This is a genomic window from Lysinibacillus sphaericus (assembly GCF_015844675.1).
In the GTDB taxonomy this organism is placed as follows: domain Bacteria; phylum Bacillota; class Bacilli; order Bacillales_A; family Planococcaceae; genus Lysinibacillus; species Lysinibacillus sphaericus_E.
Genome location: NZ_LDGC01000051.1, coordinates 41,500 through 60,408 on the forward strand (window position 1 = coordinate 41,500; position 18,909 = coordinate 60,408).

At 35.7% G+C, this 18,909-nt stretch carries 20 protein-coding genes, 1 pseudogene and 1 other annotated feature; of the genes and pseudogenes, 15 read left to right on the forward strand and 6 right to left on the reverse strand.

Annotation, left to right across the window (positions count from 1 at the left end; all coding sequences use genetic code 11):
* Together ABE34_RS13155 and ABE34_RS13160 are read left to right on the forward strand one after the other, a co-directional pair.
* On the forward strand, window positions 1-1,521 hold the full coding sequence (locus ABE34_RS13155; protein WP_197143010.1) for an aldehyde dehydrogenase family protein: 1,521 nt from the start codon (window positions 1-3) through the stop codon (window positions 1,519-1,521).
* A 33-nt stretch (window positions 1,522-1,554) separates the two neighbouring features.
* Window positions 1,555-2,367: a helix-turn-helix domain-containing protein gene (locus ABE34_RS13160; RefSeq protein ID WP_197143011.1), complete on the forward strand. Its 813-nt coding sequence runs from the start codon at window positions 1,555-1,557 to the stop codon at window positions 2,365-2,367.
* 642 nt (window positions 2,368-3,009) lie between these two features.
* Here ABE34_RS13160 and ABE34_RS13165 read toward each other — a convergent pair.
* Window positions 3,010-3,159, reverse strand: a complete 150-nt coding sequence (locus ABE34_RS13165) for a hypothetical protein (RefSeq protein WP_197143012.1) — start codon at window positions 3,157-3,159, stop codon at window positions 3,010-3,012.
* A gap of 109 nt (window positions 3,160-3,268) precedes the next feature.
* Between ABE34_RS13165 and ABE34_RS13170 the strand changes: the two genes are divergently transcribed.
* Complete coding sequence (locus ABE34_RS13170) at window positions 3,269-3,925, forward strand: TetR/AcrR family transcriptional regulator (protein ID WP_197143013.1); 657 nt, start codon at window positions 3,269-3,271, stop codon at window positions 3,923-3,925.
* A gap of 215 nt (window positions 3,926-4,140) precedes the next feature.
* Window positions 4,141-4,374, forward strand: coding sequence for a hypothetical protein (locus ABE34_RS13175; protein WP_197143014.1), 234 nt, complete (start codon window positions 4,141-4,143; stop codon window positions 4,372-4,374).
* A gap of 45 nt (window positions 4,375-4,419) precedes the next feature.
* On the opposite strand, the pseudogene ABE34_RS25115 reads toward ABE34_RS13175, so the two are convergent.
* A pseudogene (locus ABE34_RS25115) lies at window positions 4,420-4,512 on the reverse strand (IS3 family transposase); the annotation flags it as partial.
* Window positions 4,513-4,624: 112 nt separating this feature from the next.
* On the opposite strand from ABE34_RS25115, the gene lepB reads away from it, so the two are divergent.
* The 4 genes from lepB to ABE34_RS13195 all read left to right on the forward strand — a co-directional run bounded on the left by lepB (window position 4,625) and on the right by ABE34_RS13195 (window position 7,765).
* Window positions 4,625-5,218: a signal peptidase I gene (gene lepB / locus ABE34_RS13180; protein ID WP_197143015.1), complete on the forward strand. Its 594-nt coding sequence runs from the start codon at window positions 4,625-4,627 to the stop codon at window positions 5,216-5,218.
* A 441-nt stretch (window positions 5,219-5,659) separates the two neighbouring features.
* Window positions 5,660-6,400 carry a MerR family transcriptional regulator gene (locus ABE34_RS13185; protein WP_197143016.1) on the forward strand — a complete coding sequence of 247 codons (741 nt, stop codon included), beginning with the start codon at window positions 5,660-5,662 and terminating at the stop codon, window positions 6,398-6,400.
* A gap of 23 nt (window positions 6,401-6,423) precedes the next feature.
* Window positions 6,424-7,080 (forward strand): GAP family protein, encoded by a 657-nt coding sequence (locus tag ABE34_RS13190; RefSeq protein WP_197143017.1) that lies wholly within the window; start codon window positions 6,424-6,426, stop codon window positions 7,078-7,080.
* A gap of 67 nt (window positions 7,081-7,147) precedes the next feature.
* Entirely contained in the window at window positions 7,148-7,765 is a 618-nt protein-coding gene (locus ABE34_RS13195; RefSeq protein ID WP_197143018.1) for an NUDIX hydrolase, read from the forward strand.
* Window positions 7,766-7,892: 127 nt separating this feature from the next.
* Here ABE34_RS13195 and ABE34_RS13200 read toward each other — a convergent pair whose 3' ends face one another.
* Window positions 7,893-8,486, reverse strand: a complete 594-nt coding sequence (locus ABE34_RS13200) for a YdeI/OmpD-associated family protein (RefSeq protein ID WP_197143019.1) — start codon at window positions 8,484-8,486, stop codon at window positions 7,893-7,895.
* A gap of 589 nt (window positions 8,487-9,075) precedes the next feature.
* Between ABE34_RS13200 and ABE34_RS25120 the strand changes: the two genes are divergently transcribed.
* A complete protein-coding gene (locus ABE34_RS25120) occupies window positions 9,076-10,536 on the forward strand; it encodes an S-layer homology domain-containing protein (protein WP_241747103.1) in 1,461 nt (486 codons plus the stop codon).
* A 415-nt stretch (window positions 10,537-10,951) separates the two neighbouring features.
* Here ABE34_RS25120 and fumC read toward each other — a convergent pair whose 3' ends face one another.
* Both fumC and ABE34_RS13215 read right to left on the reverse strand, forming a co-directional pair.
* Entirely contained in the window at window positions 10,952-12,343 is a 1,392-nt protein-coding gene (gene fumC, locus ABE34_RS13210) for a class II fumarate hydratase (RefSeq protein WP_197143020.1), read from the reverse strand.
* A 379-nt stretch (window positions 12,344-12,722) separates the two neighbouring features.
* Window positions 12,723-12,938: a hypothetical protein gene (locus ABE34_RS13215; protein WP_197143021.1), complete on the reverse strand. Its 216-nt coding sequence runs from the start codon at window positions 12,936-12,938 to the stop codon at window positions 12,723-12,725.
* Window positions 12,939-13,151: 213 nt separating this feature from the next.
* Window positions 13,152-13,349, forward strand: a binding site (T-box leader).
* 124 nt (window positions 13,350-13,473) lie between these two features.
* On the opposite strand from ABE34_RS13215, the gene ABE34_RS13220 reads away from it, so the two are divergent.
* The 6 genes from ABE34_RS13220 to ABE34_RS13245 all read left to right on the forward strand — a co-directional run bounded on the left by ABE34_RS13220 (window position 13,474) and on the right by ABE34_RS13245 (window position 17,498).
* Window positions 13,474-13,620, forward strand: a complete 147-nt coding sequence (locus tag ABE34_RS13220) for a hypothetical protein (protein WP_197143022.1) — start codon at window positions 13,474-13,476, stop codon at window positions 13,618-13,620.
* Window positions 13,621-13,912: 292 nt separating this feature from the next.
* Window positions 13,913-14,140 (forward strand): hypothetical protein, encoded by a 228-nt coding sequence (locus tag ABE34_RS13225; protein ID WP_197143023.1) that lies wholly within the window; start codon window positions 13,913-13,915, stop codon window positions 14,138-14,140.
* Between the two features lie 545 nt (window positions 14,141-14,685).
* Window positions 14,686-15,414: an AAA family ATPase gene (locus ABE34_RS13230; RefSeq protein ID WP_197143024.1), complete on the forward strand. Its 729-nt coding sequence runs from the start codon at window positions 14,686-14,688 to the stop codon at window positions 15,412-15,414.
* Window positions 15,411-16,634: a GNAT family N-acetyltransferase gene (locus ABE34_RS13235; RefSeq protein WP_197143025.1), complete on the forward strand. Its 1,224-nt coding sequence runs from the start codon at window positions 15,411-15,413 to the stop codon at window positions 16,632-16,634. Before ABE34_RS13230 ends, ABE34_RS13235 begins: the two co-directional genes overlap by 4 nt.
* Before the next feature lie 66 nt (window positions 16,635-16,700).
* Complete coding sequence (locus ABE34_RS13240) at window positions 16,701-16,922, forward strand: hypothetical protein (RefSeq protein WP_197143026.1); 222 nt, start codon at window positions 16,701-16,703, stop codon at window positions 16,920-16,922.
* Window positions 16,923-17,099: 177 nt separating this feature from the next.
* Window positions 17,100-17,498, forward strand: coding sequence for a DUF5412 domain-containing protein (locus ABE34_RS13245; RefSeq protein ID WP_197143027.1), 399 nt, complete (start codon window positions 17,100-17,102; stop codon window positions 17,496-17,498).
* A gap of 25 nt (window positions 17,499-17,523) precedes the next feature.
* Here the strand turns inward: ABE34_RS13245 and ABE34_RS13250 are convergent, their stop codons facing one another.
* A complete protein-coding gene (locus tag ABE34_RS13250) occupies window positions 17,524-18,909 on the reverse strand; it encodes a PLP-dependent aminotransferase family protein (RefSeq protein ID WP_197143028.1) in 1,386 nt (461 codons plus the stop codon).

Consider the following 18,909-nt stretch of genomic DNA (forward strand, 5'->3'; position numbering starts at 1 on the left):
ATGGTAAAGGTAAATGTTAAACCGAATATTGAAGAATTTGGCATTCAATTCAAAAAGAAATATGACAATTTTATTGGTGGTGAATGGGTAGCACCTGTAAATGGAGAGTATTTCGATAATAGTACGCCTATCACGAAAGAAGTATTTACACGTGTAGCTCGTTCAACAAAAGAAGATGTAGAGCTAGCATTAGATGCCGCCCATGAAGCCCAAAAAACTTGGGGGAGAACACCTATAGCAGAACGGGCGCGTATTTTACTAGCCATTGCTGATCGTATGGAAGAAAACCTTGAAAAAATTGCTAGGGTAGAAACTTGGGATAATGGGAAAGCGATTCGTGAAACGATGTATGCTGATATTCCATTGGCAATTGATCATTTCCGCTATTTTGCAAGTGCCATTCGCGCACAACAAGGGCAAATGACACCTTTTGATGAAGATACAGTAGCTTATCATTACCAAGAACCTATTGGTGTAGTTGGCCAAATCATTGCATGGAACTTTCCTATTTTATTGGCAGCTTGGAAATTGGCGCCAGCACTTGCTGCAGGAAATAGTGTTGTTTTAAAATTAGCAGAACAAACGCCGGTATCATTCTTATATGTAGTTGAACTTATTCAAGACCTAATACCAAAGGGTGTATTAAACGTCATTAATGGTTTTGGTGCAGAAGCAGGGAAAGAGTTAGCTTCAAGCCCACGTATTGCCAAAGTAGCCTTTACAGGTTCTACAGATGTCGGCAAACTAATTATGAAATATGCATCTGAGAACCTTATTCCTGTTACACTAGAATTAGGTGGCAAATCCCCTAATATTTTCTTTGAAGATGTTATGGATGCTGATGACGGATATCTAGATAAAGCGATTGAAGGGTTAGTTATGTTTGCTTTAAATCAAGGTGAAGTTTGCACTTGTCCATCTAGAGCCTTGATCCATGAGTCTATTTATGATCGTTTCATGGAAAAAGCCATTGAACGAGTAAAGCAAATTAAAGTTGGTGATCCATTCGAACTTGAAACAATGATGGGTGCACAGGCTTCAGAAGAACAACATAAAAAAATTCTATCTTATTTTGAAATTGCGAAACAAGATGGCGCAGAATGTTTAATCGGTGGCGCCGAAAATCACCTTGATAATTTAGATGGTTATTTTATTAAACCTACTATTTTTAAAGGCCATAACAAAATGCGTATTTTCCAAGAAGAAATTTTCGGTCCTGTATTGGCAGTGACTACGTTTAAAACGTTTGAGGAAGCGATTGAAATTGCAAATGATACGATGTATGGCCTAGGGGCAGCTGTATGGTCACGTAATACAAACGTTACCTATAAAGCAAGTCGAGAGATCCAAGCAGGACGTGTTTGGATAAATACGTATCACCAATACCCTGCTGGTGCAGCATTTGGCGGCTACAAAAAATCAGGAGTTGGTCGAGAAAATCATGTAAAAGCTTTAGAATCGTATCAATCAACTAAATGTGTTTTAGCTAGTTACAATGAACAGGCGCAAGGATTCTTTTAATTTTACCTAAGTGTGAAGTGAGGGGGCGGCTTATTGAGTAGCTATTATCCAATCCAACCTGAATTGGTCCAAAAAACGTATTCTTATAGAGAACTGACTCCAAACAGTGAGTTAAACCAGGATATACTATTTTATTATGAGTTTGAGCCAATAGACAGTAATAGTGATATTCATGTCATTCCTGATGCTTGCCAAGATTTAATGTTTTACATGGGCAAAGATCAAAAGGTTGTCTTAGGGAATACTCCGACTACACGTGAAATTTATTCATTTACCCCAAAAGGTAAATATTTTGGTGTTCGTCTAAATCCAAAACAAACAGTTATTCAATACAATTGCGCATTAAAACAAATTATTCAACAACCATTTGTTAATGTTGAATTAGGCTGCACACTAGACTCGAAATTTATAAAAGCTGTTTTTGAAGCAGGAGATTTCGAGCAAAGAGTGCAGATATGTAATGAGTATTTTGGCTCTCGAAAAAAGGAAAAAAGCTTAGGCGATGAAATATTTGCTACTTGTTTTGATTCTATTATTGCAAATTATGGACTGTTCTTACCAGATGTAATTCAGCATAAAACTGGTTATTCTGAGCGATATATCCGAGACCTTTTCTACAAAAAAACAGGTTTTGGACCAAAAAAATTAAGCAAATTTATACGTATTCAACTCTTACTTCAGCATTTTTCTTTTGAAGAGACACCTGTAAACATTGACCAATATGGTTACTATGATCCTTCACATTATTACAAAGATTTTAAAAGCTTACTTGTCATAACACCTGCTGAATATATAAAAGAATTTTTAGGTTGGAAAAATATAAAACGAAAGTTTCTGTCTTATTAGCTCCCAAAGCTTTCACTCTTTCTTATAAAAAACAACTTTGTGATTTGACCCAAAACATATTTAGTTAAGTAACTTCTAAGACCTGAGTTCGGTATTCCACTGGGCGTAGGTCTTTTTTTAGTTTTTGTTTGTGAATGTAATAGTGAATATACAACCTCATATTCGGAGATGAACAAAACAAATGACCTTACATAATATAAAAATAAGAACTATTTATCTTCATTCAGTTAAACACCTACTGAATAGAGGAACTAAGTCTAAGAACGCCACGTCCTGTGGTAACGACTGAATGACCAACATCTTGATGGCCCAAAGCCACCGGCGGATGTAATGGATTTTGAAAGGAATGAATTGTGCTGGAACAATTCAAAATCCGGACGCAATGTTTATCTGTGCGAAAACGGAGCGACAGCAACAAATGTTTTCTGTGCGAAAAGCGAAGCGACAGCAACAATTACGCCAAGGCGAAATTAATAAAAAAAGGAGGATGTATTATTTCTATAGTAATAGTAAAAAACGGTACCCTTCATAGCGGAGGAATACAAGACGGCTTGGAAGATGTTGTTTGGGACATTGATCGTTGGGAAAATGACGGCGGTAGAAGTATTGGCACGAGGCGGGGGTTTTGATAAGTGCACTATATTAAATGTCGATGAAGTGGGAGGCAAGCTTGTCTCCCATTAAATATTTAGAAGGACAAGTTTCTAAAAATATTTCTATTGCCTGCCACAATCTTATGTGTGGGGTTTTTTTCAGCGTGATTAAGCCTAATCCATTTCTCTGCTTTTTCATTTGGTTTACCTTCAGTTTTACAAAATTAATAAACTTGTAAGGATTGAGTAAGAAAAAAGAGACAAACGATTTGTACAATTAAAGTACGAACTGAAAGGGACTGATCTGAATGATAAAAAATAGAGGAAATGATCTTGTGGCTAAAAATTTTACTGAAGAAGATATTCCATTACTTAAACAAAAGTTACGTGAAAACTGTGCACAGAGTTGGAAAGCGAAAGGGTACAAATTAACTAGCGTTGCTACTCTTACTAAAGAAGTTGGCATATCAACAGAAACTTTTTTTAGGCTATATAAATCAAAAGAAGAGCTATTCCTAGAGGTGCTATCAATGATTCAAAATCAATTGAAAAAACAATGGTACTCTATGGTACAAAGTAACTCAGGTATTGAAGGGTTTAAAAAAGCTATGAACTGGCTTTTTGAAGAGTATGCAAAGCATCCTACATTATATAATTTCAATAATCAAGATTTTCATTTGTTTATTAAAGGGCTATCTAAAGAGAAAATTGAAAATTTAATAGAAAATGATAAGCATTTTTTTGATGAAGTTTTAGAGCATTTAAATTTAAAAATGAGAATCCCAAAAGAAAAAGCATACGGAATTTTAAGTACATTATTATATACTGCAGCGATGAAAAAAGATTCAATTTATAACAAGTGCGAAATATTCAACTTTCTACTTGAGAACTCTCTATATCAAATTTTTGCAAGTTCATCTTCTTTAACAAACAAAAATGCAATGAAAAATAATGTTATCAATTAGCAAAAACAAAGATTAAGATTGGGGGAGATACTATGGAAAATTTAATATTCAGCTACATATCAATTGGACTTTCACTTGTTGTGTTTATCATTGGGTGGTATTATATTTTAAAAAAGAAAAAATATGGGATATATGTATTGACTTCTAGCTTTTTGCTATTAGTTAATCCAGCTATTAATAGTTTATTAAAATAAATTTAACGGAGGTAAATTAAAATGATTAAACAATTAGATGCTGCTTTGAATAAGGTGAATAAGATGGTTGGGGTAAATGTGAAAACGCCAAAAGTAACAAAATCTAGACTGAAATATAGTAGGTATTTAACAACGGTTATTGGAGTAGGAGGATTAACATTGGGGATTATGAGTTCTTCGAAGTCGTTATTAGTTCTAGGAACAATAGGTATTTTAAGTGCTATTGCAACAACTATTGAAATTAGAAAAATTTAGAATGCTGAACTCCGCCAGATCAATTGGAATAATAAACATGAATGAAGCGGCTTGAGACCTGAATTCTATAGGACTCAGGTCGTTTACTCGTTTCTGGTAGCGATAGTGGTTAGAGGAATGGATATAGTCATTAATCGCATAAAATGGCTTCTTGGCCTTTGTTTGTAAAGGGATTTCAATTTGAACAAAAAATTGAAACTTTTTTCCTTTTTTTTCGTATTAATTAAGAGAAATAGTAGGAGGTGAAATTTTGGAAGAAAAAGTTCAGGGAAAACAAAAGAATGAGCTAGTCGAATGGATAAAGGCGATTGTATTCGCTTTATTGGTGGCGTTTGCCATCAAACTGTTTTTATTTACGCCAGTAGCCGTAATAGGTCCTTCTATGATGCCAACACTGGAAGACAAAGACCGTGTTATTGTTAACAGAATCGGTCCGAAATTTAAGTCGATTGATCGATTTGACATTGTTGTTGTTGAAAATGTTCTTCTTAACAAAAATAAAGAAGAAAATATTATTAAACGTATCATTGGTCTACCAGGAGATAAAATCGAGTATAAAGATGATCAATTATACATAAACGGAGAGAAGTTCAGTGAACCTTATTTAGACCAATTCAAGAAGGAATTAAAAGATACTGGATCACTTACTTATGATTTTACGCTAGACCAACTCTTAGGTGAAACTACGGTGCCAGAAGGACATTATTTTGTATTAGGTGATAATCGTCGTATAAGTATTGATAGTAGAAGTCCTGAGGTAGGTTTCATCCCTAAAGAAAAAATAATGGGTACAACAAGTATCATCTGTTGGCCGATCAAGCATATTGACTTAAATTTTAACTGATGTTTCGAAAGCTTATAATAAACATGACCACTCCACAATGAGTGGTTTTTTTGTTGCCATTTGTTCAATCAACAACAGTGGAAAACAGACAATCAAAAGGGAATCATTTTAGTGATGAATAATATAATTAACCTAGTTTATATTAAATGACGTAAGGTCAGTTTCAAATTTTATCCAACAGGATGTTTAAATTACTTGAAAGTGACCTTGCGTTATCTTTTATACTTTTAGTAGAGCTTTTACTTTAAACTAACTTAAAAGGAGAATCCTGTTATGTAGAAAGAAGATATTATTATTTATGCTTGCGTTATTATTGGAGCAGGAGTCGGTTTATTAATTGATAATGCTTTTCCGGGGGTATTAATTGGCTTAGGAATTGGTTACGTATTAAAAACCATGTTTTTTAATCATACAAATGAATAAGAAAGTAGGGGTATTAACTTGTTTCATATTAACGAATTTAAAAAACTGAGTGGTGTATCTGTTAGAACCTTTAGATATTATGACAAAATTGGACTTCTGAAACCTGTATCAAAAACTGAAGGAGGTCATCGATTATACTCATACACTGAGTTAAAGAAACTTCAGCAAATACAATTCTTAAAAACAATAGGATTTCAATTAAGTGAGATCAAACTGATGTTAGAGTCCGAAGAATGGGATTGGTCGAATAGTCTAATGAAACAGCTATCTTATGTTATTAGTGAACAGGACCGTCTTTCAAAGATAGAAATTAGTTTAAGGGAACTAATAAACGGTATAGCGATCGATGGGGAAGAATTTAGGATTAAAAAAATTATGGATTTATATAATAATCAGAATTCTAAAGAAGTATTAAAAAATAACCGTGATACATTAAATTTTAAAAATACGGAAGCGCTAGAAAAAATTCCGAAAATGGGTAGTAGCGATCCAGATTCTTTAGAGTGGATTGCTTTAGTAGGGCAATTAAAAAAACATATGCACCTTGGTTATAGTAATACACGAATACAAAATATTATTAAGAGAATGGATGTAAAAAAAGATGAAGACTTTAATGACGAAGATGCTTTTTTAGATAAGCTTTGGGACATTAGAATGTCACCTGTGGAATCCGAAAAATATAATTTATACCCGATGGATCAGGAAGTCCTTAACTTTATGGAAAAGGCTTATATACATTATCTCGGACATAAATCATAGCTTTTGAAATGTGGAGGGGAAAGATGGGAACGGATATATTAATTTATTTGGGTGGTTTAGCTCTTTTAGATACATTAAGCCCTACTATTATTGGTGTTACTTTATTTCTCGTTTTAACAGACAATAGAAATTTAACATCAAGATTATTAGCATATCTTTTTACAGTTGGGCTACTCTATTTTTCATTAGGTATCATCATGATGTTAGGCTTAAATTTTATTATAGAAGCATTTTCTAACATTTTTCAAAATAAACTAATTAGCTGGTTCATCTTTATAGTAGGGGTTGTATTATTTACTGCTAGCTTTTTTATCCCTGCTAATAAAAAAAGTAATATTCCAAAGCCTAAAACACAAAGTATATTCTCCATTATTATTATTGGTATTACGACTTTTATCATTGAGGCGGGAATGGCTTTACCGTATTTTGCTGCTATTGGCTTATTAACGACAACGGATATGCGTTTTTATCAGTGGCTTCCAATACTAGCAGCATACAATATTATAATGGTTCTACCAGCTCTGCTACTATTTTTAGGATATAAATTGTTTGGAAAGTGGATAAATCCAACCTTAGTAAATCTTCGAAATAAAATATCTAGTGGTTCAAGTTCTGCTTTATCCTGGATGATGTGTATAGTTGGGGTAATATTAATATTTTACACTATAGATTATCTATAATGAATGAAACGGGTTCTAACACCGTTCATCACTTTGTTGTACTTATAATGGTATGGAGGTTTTCGTCATGAGCCATAAATGGTTAGAATGGGCAAAGAAGATCCAATCAATTTCCCAAGTAGGATTAACTTTTTCAAAAGATGTTTACGATATTGAACGTTATGAACAATTAAGAAATTTAAGTGCCGAGATTATGAGAGAATACACCGGGATAGAAATGAAAAAAATTAAGGATTTATTTACGAATGAAACGGGTTATCAAACACCAAAAATAGATGTTCGAGGTGTAGTTTTTCAGAACAATAAAATACTAATGGTCAGAGAAAAAATTGATGATAAATGGTCTTTGCCAGGTGGTTTCTGTGATATAGGTTTGTCGCCTAGCGAAAACATTGTCAAAGAAATTAAAGAAGAAGCGGGTTACGATGTAGTTCCTACGAAACTGCTTGCTTTATTGGATATGAATAAGCACCCGCATCCACCTCAAGCCTATCATTATTATAAATTATTTGTTCAATGTGAGATTACTGGCGGGCAAGCAAGAAATGGTTTGGAAACAAAAGGAGTAAAATTTTATCATGAAGATCGTTTACCGAAGCTTTCTTTAGGGAGAAATACAGATACACAAATTAAAATGCTTTTTGAATTTTTAAGGGACCCTTCTAAAGATACACTGTTTGATTAATAGTGATAAGTTAATGGAAGCGTTGAATTTACCATGATAAACAATCGGCAATCTTTCTATATAATGTTAAAAGTCCAATTTCTTAATGATAATGTATAAGAAATTGGACTTTTAAGTTTATAAAAATTTAATCATTTAACCCTTTACCTTCAAGAATGTGCTGTGTGTATTTTTCAATTCTTGATACTCTAGTTTTGGATTGTTTAGGCTGAGAAAAATGTAAAATATATGCTCTTTGTCGGCCGGGCGTTAATCCTTCAAAAGCCTTTTTCAAGGCAGGTAATTCATTAAATTTATTGTCAAGTTCTTCGGGGATGATGTATTCCTGATGCTCTTTCATCGGCACTTCTAAACCTGCTTTTTCAACTTCAATCGCTTGATGAATATAATCTTTTATGATGGTTTCCATTCCAACTATTTCTTGAGCGCTAGTGAAACGAATTTGGCGTGCGGCCTGTACATTTTCCGTTTGTTGAATTAAAATCCCATGGGAATCCTTTAACAAGGCACCTTTATGAAACAGAAGCGCACAATAATCTTTAAATCCATGGATTAATACGACATTTTTGTTCTCAAGCGTGTAACAAGGATGCATCCATTTAAATTCTTCGGTCAGCTCACAGTCAAGAACGATATTTCTCAACACCGAATATTCTTCCTGCCACTTTTTAGCTTTATTTAAAAATTCATCAACCTTCGGATTCATTTTGTCATTTGTCATTAAGGAACACCCCTCAACTATTAGTAATTAATTGTTTTAATCGATTTATCATAAAACAATATTTAGTGTCATGTCTAGCTAAAAATAGGGAGCTACTATCGAGAAGATTAAATAAAGCCTAAATAACAGATTAAAGTATTTTAAACAATGATGAACTACATTATAATTGAAAATTGACTAAATGGTCACGGTCAATATGAGCGTGGCTTTTTCTTATGCATTTGTAAATAAAGAAATGGATTATGTATTTTATTTTTCTTTCATCAAGTGACAAACACTTTAAAGTATAGTCACTAGTAATCGGAATTTTATTCAAAAAGGAGATGAATTGTTAGAGAACTGTATTGGTAGGGGCATATAGTAAAGCTGTAGGGCGCCCCCTTAATCATCATCTGTAAGCGCATGGTGAGCACTTTATACCTTTCTATAGCTGGAAAGAAGATAGAGATAGCCTTCTGCAATCAATAAATAAATAAGTAAATAGAAGTGTTTATAATATTATATTTTAGTTAGAATGTATTCTATAATAATTTTTAATATGGTAAATTTGGTGTATACATATATTTTTGTATATAAGGAGAGGTATGAAATGTTACATAAGAAATCTAACAATAATTTAATGGTTAAAGCGCTAGCTACAAGCGTTATGGCGGCTGCAGTGGTTATTCCTGTAGCTACTGAAAATGTACAAGCTGCACCAGTAATAAAAACTACATTTAAAGATGTAACTAAATCACATTGGGCTTATGAGTCCATTAAACAGGTCGCTGAAAAAGGGCTAGTAACAGGATATGAAGATGGTACATACAAACCGTCAGCACAAGTAACACGTGCAGAGTTTGCTACGTTTTTATCAAGAGTGTTTGACAGCAGTGAGCGAACAACTGCAAGTTTTAATGATGTTCCAGGTACACATTGGGCTAATGATGCGATCCAAGAGGGATTAGCATTAGGGTTTATGAAAGTTGAGGATTTCGCTAACAACAAATTTGAGCCAAACAAACCAATGACGCGTGGCGAAATGTCTCGTTGGCTTGCGAACTGTTTAGCACATGAGAACGCTGATTATGACAAAGCAATTGAAGAAATGGCGAATTCAACTCTTACTTTAATTCCGATTCCTGAATTTTATAAGGGTGGGGTAAACAAAAAAGATTTACCTTATATCGGGGTAGCACTAGGTACTGGATTACTTTCAGGTTATGAGGACTTCACGTTTAAACCAAATGGCAATACAACTCGTGCCGAGGTGGCAACAATCCTTATCCGCTTTATGGAGGCAATGAAGAAGGCGCCATCTGATTTCATAGGGTTACAGGAACTTCGTGAGGTTGCAAATACAGGAACAAATATTTTAACACTCACAAATTATGAAAAAGCGCGATTTAATGACGATAATAGTTTTTGGTACAGCTTTACGGAAAAAGCTGCAAAAGAAAAAAATATGAGATTAGAAGAATATGTTAAATCCGTCTTTGGAGAGGCATATAAGCTGCCTGTTGCGGGAGAAGCAGTAGGTGGTTTCGAGGATGTGTTAGGGAAACCGTATACTTTAGGTAACAAACGTGCTATTAACACGATAGAACGTGCCATTTTCGTGGACACAAGAGGTTCGCAAGCAAAAGGTATATACAAGGATATGTTTTTTTATACGAATCCAAAACCGAACTTAGATGGTGAAATATTAAATAGAAATTTATATCATATATATTACGAATACACAACAACACCAAGTCAAAATACAACTTTACAAAGTATGGTGAACGGTTCAATTAGAGGGCAAGTGGGGGATCAAATTGTTAATTTAGTAAAAGCGGAACAATTTGGTATCATGACACCTCCAACGAAATATGAATCGTACTACAGGGAAGTGGAAAAGGGCGTATTCAAAAAAATAACAAACGATTTCTTCACAAAAGGGAAGACTGTCCGCTATTGGGCTGTACAAATTGCTGGAAGTCAACGAATTGATGATCCATCATCATTTTACGATAAAATAACAGGAACGACTGATGATGGTAGTCGATACTCTTATGAAATTTTAAAATAATAAGTAAATTCAAACACTTTCAGCTGCTCGATCAGCCGAAAGTGTTTTTTCTTATGCGAAAAAAGTGTTTGTAGGGGATAAAAGACCTCAAATTTGAACAAAAGGGTGAATTGACCCTTTGCCTCAACTCGAGATAAACAATTACTGATAGGGATTTCCATATCAATTTTATGAGTGCAAATTTGGATTTACCAAAGAGACCGCCGAAAATGTTTTTTGGGGGTAGGCAAAATAAAAAGGACTGGGGTATTATTCCCAATCCTACTTACACATTCCTACATGATTACTAAAGCTTTATTAATTATCCCCACAAAGCCCTATACAACAATCGGCTAAGTACATAATGGAACGTATTATCTAAAAACGTTGATATATCAATGTTTTGAAGGTGCTATGTGATTAACTTGCATAACCGTCACTTTACATTCGGATAAATCATTGTTGCAGGGTCCACATATTCATCGAACTGTTCGTCCGTTAGTAACCCTGATGCAATTGCTGCTTCTTTTAATGTTGTGCCTTCTTTATGAGCTTTCTTCGCGATTTTAGCCGCATTTTCATAGCCGATATAAGGGTTTAAGGCAGTTACCAGCATTAATGAGTTTTGTAAGTTATGGTCAAGGACTTCTTTATTTGGCTCAATTCCAACAGCGCAATGATCATTAAATGATTTCATTGTGTCTGCTAGTAGGCGAGTCGATTGTAAGAAGTTATAAATAATTACTGGCTTGAAGACATTCAGCTCGAAATTACCTTGGGAAGCGGCAAAAGCAATTGTTGCATCATTGCCAACGACTTGTGTAACAACCATCGTCATCGCTTCACTTTGTGTTGGGTTTACTTTACCAGGCATAATGGAAGAGCCCGGCTCGTTTTCTGGAATCGTTATTTCACCGATACCTGAACGTGGACCACTTGCTAACCAGCGAACATCATTGGCAATTTTCATCAAGTCAGCTGCAAGAGCCTTTAATGCGCCATGTGCGACAACGGCTTCATCATGACTTGTTAGTGCATGGAATTTGTTTGCGGCTGAAGTAAAATGTTTGTCAGTAATATCACTAATTTCCGCTGCTACACGCTCACCAAATTCAGGATGTGCGTTAATACCAGTACCAACTGCTGTTCCACCAATCGCTAGTTCCTTCATATATTCAATATTTTGGATGATCATATGCTCAGATTTAGCAAGCATTGCTGCCCAGCCACTAATTTCTTGACCTAAAGTAAGCGGTGTTGCGTCTTGTAAATGAGTACGACCAATTTTAATAATGTCTTTGAATTTCTCTGCTTTGTCATCCAGTGTTGCTTTTAGTAAACGTAGACGAGGTAGTAAATAATCTTCTACCTTTAGCACTGCTGCAATATGCAAAGCTGTTGGGAAAGTATCGTTTGAGCTTTGAGATTTGTTGACATCATCATTAGGATGAATACGATCAGCTTCACCAGCATTTTGTAAAATTTGGTTTGCTCGGTGCGCAATTACTTCGTTGACGTTCATATTGGACTGAGTACCACTACCAGTCTGCCAAACTACAAGAGGGAATTGATCGTCCCATTGACCATTTAAAATTTCATCAGCTGCTTGCACAATCGCATTTGCTTTAATATCTGAAAGTTTACCTAGTTTATTATTGGCGATCGCAGCACTTTTCTTTAAAATGGCCATTGCTTGAACTAACTCAATTGGCATTTTTTCTGTACCGATTTGGAAATTTTCTTTACTGCGCTGCGTTTGAGCACCCCAAATTTTATCTGCAGGTACTTTAATTTCACCCATAGTGTCTTTTTCAATACGATAATCCATGTAAAACAACTCCTTTATTTATGTAAATCTATCCATTAATAATCATTAATTATGCATTGGCATAATTGTTTCCGATTCGGCTTTGTGCTTGCACAAAAGAGTTAAAAAACGGATATTCTTAGTCTGATGTAAGAATATCCGTTTGATACATGCTTATTTCAAAAAAATAGGGGGGATTCTGAATTAAGCATGTCGGAGAAAAGAAATAATCTACCGATAATGATAATCGTTATCAATTAAAAAGTCAAATAGTTAGTTTTGAAATAATTATACTCATTGAGAACAATTTGCAATGGAAGTTTTGTAGAGTTCGATTCCTGCTTTTAAAAAGTTAAAACGCTACCATGAAACGATAGCGTCAGCACAATAAAGGGAAGAGCTATCTCTTTTTCTTCCCAATTTCTTTTAATGGTTGTTTTTTAGCTACTTTTTCAAAAATGATACTTACATGATAGTTGTGGTCGTCTATTTGAGTAATCTGAACAATTTTTGCTTTTCGTCCTTTAATTTTTATATTCTCTTCGACAGTAGGTAAATTTACGAGAAGTTGACTTAAAACGGACGTTTTGTTTTCATAAAAATGAGTTGCAAACATATTTTTTCTCCTTATAACTTTTTTTATTAAACCTAGAAAAAAGCTTAGTTTCTTACCTTCCAGTACTGTTCGTTATTGTAAAGGGGAAGGTTTTACTCAATGTATGAAAAGAACCGATCATCTAGAACATTTGTTATACGGTGGCGGAGCCTATTTTGGAAGCATTTTAGCGCTTGATGATAATATGAAAATCGATGATTATGTATCGAAAATAAATTAACAATGATTGGAAGTAGTAATGGGTGTAGTTTGTTAGAGAGATGATGGCTGGTGGAAATCATCGCAAACCATTTATGAACTCATCCAGGAGTTTTTATGCTGAAGGAAGTAAGCATAAACGGCTGCTACCGTTATAGTAAAGTGAGCTTTTTAGCTAATCAGAATGCTACCGCGGATAACTTCGTCTCTATGTTTTTTTGAGACGAGGTTTTTTCTTTTGGGAAATGCTTCGGTAAAATTGGCTTTTTGAAAGCCCAACTACATCGACAAAACATTAAAACATAAAGATGAGTGTCGAAAAAAGGGGGACATTGGGATGGGAATAACAAAAAAACAAGCAACGACAGTGGGGTTAATGGCACTTGTTTTTTCAGCGCTTCTAACATCGATGAGTCAGGTTTTCTATGCGAAGCAGGTGCAGGAATTACCGACATTTTTATTTCTGGTATTAGTTTTTTCATGACAGCTATTTATTTCTCTTTCTTTGCCCGAAACAGAAACAAGCTAATCGGTGGAAGGGAAATATAAATAATGTAGTGAAGTTGAATATCGCATTCGTATTAGCCTTTATAGGGTTTTATTTTTGCTTTTCCTTCTTTCAGCGGTTGTTTACCCGCTGAAAGAAGGAAAGCCTCCGGCGGATGTCACAGATTCGGAAAGGAGTTCTTTGTGCAAGCACAAAGCCGATTCCGGACGCAATTATGCCGAGGCATAATTGATAATATGTAGAGTCAGCGATTGAAAGTGCACTCGAGATGGGTATTGGGCCACTTTTTGTCTTAGTATTAGCCGTTTTCGCTAAGGAATCAATTCCGAAAGCGCAATGGGTAATTTCCACTGGGACATTGATCGCTTGTATTATATTAATAGTAGCAGTTGTTAGTGGAAAATCAGCTGTTCAAATGAACATAACATGGCCAGTGATTTTAGCATTAATTGCAAGTGTTGGCTGTGGGGTTGGAGCTGTCCTATGTAGGATGTAATCGAAGAGATTAAGTGAGGCTAGTTGGACGACTTCAATGATTTTAGCTAATCGTTATTATGGCATAATTTTATTATCTTTTTTCGCGACTTTCGACATATTTTTTGAATATTTCTCGGGAAATATTTCATGGATAATTGCAGTAATAGCAGTAGGTGTCATGCTTCCAATGTATTTTTTACAGATAGGTATTCAGTATTGTTCGGCATTGATCGTAATGATGAGTTTATGCTTTGTTCCGATATTCACATTTTTCTTTCAGCTGTTTGATGCAAGGCTAAAGTGTTCGCCCGTTTCCCTTATAAGAATAAGCCTTTTGTTTATCTTCATTCAGTAGGAGTCACTCACCTCTGAAGGTGATCAGATGAATGCCGATGTGGTTCCTTTTCAATATGTATCTCAACTCATACTGGATGAAGATAAAGCCTCCGGACGCAATTACGCCAAGGCGAAATTGATTTTAGGGGTGTGTAGCTTGTATATAGAGAAAAGGGCGGTTTCAGAGTAGGATAAGCGCGGTATAATAGTAGTAAGGGAGGAAACATAATGTATTTAAAATCATGTAAGGTTTTACAGGGTGATATTAAAGATAAAGACCAGTATCCCTTTAATATACCAAGTTTGCAGGATTTACAAGAGCTAGAGTTTCCTACGAATGTGACCTTCTTTGTTGGGGAAAATGGTTCTGGGAAATCAACACTGCTGGAGGCAATTGCGGATCGCTGTGATTTTAATACAGCGGGTGGTGGTCGTCAAAATTTATATGAAGTACATAAGGCGGAGTCTTCACTAGGGGAATATATCCGTTTGTCATGGATGCCGAAAGTGACGAATGGTTTTTTCCTACGATCGGAAACATTTTATCAATTTGCAAGTCATATTGATTTGTTAGAAGATCCAAGGAAATATACCGCTTTTGGTGGTAAGTCTTTACATCATCAATCACATGGTGAGTCTTTTTTATCGCTATTTATGCATCGCTTTAAGGGGAAAGCTATTTATTTATTGGATGAGCCTGAAGCGGCATTGTCACCGACTAGGCAGCTTAGTCTCCTTAAAATTATGAAGGATTTGGAGCATGAGGCCCAATTTATTATCGCCACTCATTCACCTATTTTGCTTGGCTATCCAAATGCGACAATCTATAGTTTTGATAATGGGGACATTGAGTGTATTCGCTATGAGGATACCATTCATTACATTATCACGAAGCGCTTTTTAAATGCACCGGAATCCATTTTTTCAGAGTTATTTGATGAGGAGAGAGAATCATGAATCAACGTAAAGGCTTAGTCATGCGAGAAATTCGATTAGATGAAATGGGACAGTCAATCGATTTGCTTAATTATGTTTTTCAAATGTCCATGTCCATTCATAAGGATCGTCGCTTTGTAAATGCCAAAAGTAAGCAATTTAATGAGGGGCATGCCATTGGTTGGTTCGATGGTTCGCATCTTGTATCTCAAATTTTGAGCTTACCTTTCGAGGTAAATGTTCATGGTAGGATCTATGAAATGGGCGGCATTACTGCGGTCGGAACGTACCCGGAATATTCTGGGCATGGTTTGATGGAGAGCCTTATTATTGAGAGCCTGGAGCGGATGCGCAATGAAGGACAAAGTATATCCTATTTATTTCCATATTCGATCCCGTATTACCGGAAAAAGGGCTGGGAAATTATGAGTGATATTGTGGAATTTCAGATTAAGGATACGCAGCTTCCTCACCATAAAGGCTTAAACGGTAAAATTCGCCGTGTCGATCCGAAGCATGAAGATGTTGTGAACATTTATGCACGTTATGCCAAGAAGACACACGGTGTCATGGTACGTAATAGCATTGCTTGGAATGAAAAGTTTCAAGAAGACTTCTGGGAAGAAAAATTTATTGATAGTGATGTGAACCTCCAGGCAGCCGTATATTATGATGAGGGTGATCTGCCACAAGGTTATATGTTTTACCGTATTATGGAGGAAAATTACTACATCGATGAGATTGTCTATTTACAGGAAGAGGCGCGTAAAGGCTTATGGAATTTTGTCTCCGCACATAGCTCGATGATTTATAATGTCTATGGTAAAACAACTGGCAATGAAGCAGTTGCCTTTTTACTAGAAGATAGTGAAATTATTCAAAAAGTGTCCCCTTATTTTATGGCACGAATTGTCGATGTAAAAGAATTTCTTTTACGCTATCCATTCACGGGAAATGATTTTCAGCTTCGACTCGCTGTAACTGATCGCATTGTGGCTTGGAATAATGGCACATTTGTCATCACAAAGCAAGATGGACAAGTCACGGTCGAAATGGTGAGTGAGACACTGTCTGAAAATGCTGTTCAGCTAACGGTCCAAACTCTTGCCACGATGTTACTAGGCTATAAACGACCGAGCTATTTAGAAAAAATTGAGCGTTTACAGGGCAATGCCATTGAAATTGCATTACTAGAGACAGTACTACCAATTGGCATTCCAACGTTTATTGATTATTTTTAAAAAATATATGGGAATTTGTGCAGAGACAGCCTGTGCAGATTCCTTTTTTATGGGTTCAATGGAAAAGTGATCGGGTTAGCGAAAGAACTGATCAGGTTCAATGGAAAAGTGATCGGGTCAGGGAAAGAACTGATCAGGTTCAATGGAAAAGTGATCGGATTAGCGAAAGAACTGATCGGGTTCAATGGAAAAGTGATCAGGTCGACGAAAGAACTGATCGGGTTCAATGGAAAAGTGATCAGGTTAGCGAAAGAACTGATCGGGTTCAATGGAAAAGTGATCAGGTAAGCGAAAGAACTGATCGGGTTCAATGGAAAAGTGATCGGATTAGCGAAAGAACTGATCAGGTCCAATGGAAAAGACATGGGGACAGCGAAAAAACTGCTCTGGAGAACTTTATTACCTTATTAAGAAACATCTAATTCGCTTACATCGTTTCATAATTAAACAGATTGGGGGATACCGATGAACGAATCCGAGAAGATGCAACGCAAGAAAGTATACAAACAAACTCTTCTAGTGCTACTTATTTGGATTTTGATTTTTGCTAGTATTATAGGGTACGGTATTTATTGGTTATTTTTCGATTGGTCTAGATTTAAACAAGATTTGATTGCTGAATCTACATCGCCACAAGGAACTTATACAGTGAAAGCTTATGTTTCAGATGCGGGTGCGACGACTTCTTATGCGGTATTGGGAGAATTGATTTTCAATCATGAAAAAAGAAAGTCTAAAAAAATATATTGGCAATATCGAAAAAATGAAGCATTCATTAAATGGAGCGACGATGATACGGTCAGTATTAACGGAGTGACATTGAATGTGCCAGATGAAACATATGATTACCGAGAAAATGAGTAGCCATAACCATTGCAGATATGGCTTTTTATTTTGTAATCCAAGCTTTTTTTAGTAGTTGCACACCGAGGATAAGTTCTTCCGTTTTTAACTTACTAAAGCCTAATTGAATAATTGGCGCTGAACTTGTCTGTTGGAGAAAATAGGGGCTCGTAGGGTAGACCTTTACTCCGTATTGTTGAGCGTTTTGAATGAGCTGTTCTTCTGAAAATTGGGTATGCACCTTGACCAATATATAAAGTCCAGATTGCTCTCCAAGAATCGTAATTTTTTCTCCAAATAGTTTGTTAAGTTCCTCTACAAGTGTATTTATTTTATGTTTATAGGTGATACGCATTCTTTTAATATGTCGTGTCCATTCACCTTGTTCCATAAATTTCGCCATTGTTAATTGATGTAAGGACGAGGCGTTATGTTCAAAATGAGCAAATCGTTTTTTATATGGCTGAACAAGTGCTTTTGGTAACACCATATAACTTAAACGAATCGCTGGTAAAAATGATTTTGAAAATGTCCCCATGTAAATAACACGTGACTTGTCGATGGAGGCGAGAGCAGGAAACGGCTGTTGCGTATAACGAAATTCACCATCATTATCATCTTCAAGTATATATCCATCGACGTTTTTGGCCCACTGAATTAATGCTTGTCGCTGCTGAATACTTAAGGAAATCCCATATGGGAAATGGTGAGAGGGGGTGACATAGAGTAAACGCGAGTGTAAATGCGCTAAATGCTCAAGCTGTGCACCGCTTTCCAACACTGGTAATGTCTCTATACGAAAGTCATGTAGCTTGAACACTTCTCGTGCACCGTTGTAGCCAGGGTCTTCTAAAATAACACTTTGGAAATCATGCTTTAATAGAAAGCCAAGATAAATTAACATTTGTTGCGTGCTGCTACCAATAATTATGTCCTCTTCATTTACATGAACCCCACGAGCTTGAAGTAAATAATGCACAAGCTGTTCCTTTAAAAGTGGCTCGCCGAAAGGGTCACCATACTGATAGCACTCGTTCAAAGGTAACACTTGATTTGCCATTTGACGCCATATTTTTAAAGGGAAATGCTGTTGATCGACAGCGCCAGCGCGAAAATCAATGATGATATCTTCACGATTATTTTTCGTATTTTGAGTAATGCTTGGTCGTTCCTCTTGTAAAAATACTTGCTCAAAATTATTGACGAAATAGCCCTTTCGTCCTTCACCACGTATGTATCCTTCCGCTACGAGCTGCTCATAGGCAGTTAACGTTGTATTCCGACTGATATGTAAAGTTTCGGCTAGCCTCCGAATAGAAGGAAGGGAATCATTTGTTTTCATTGTCCCTTGTTCGATTAACCATTTGACCTGCTGATAAATTTGTTTATACTTTGCCTCTTTTTCAGTGAATAAGAAAATAAAATCCTCCAT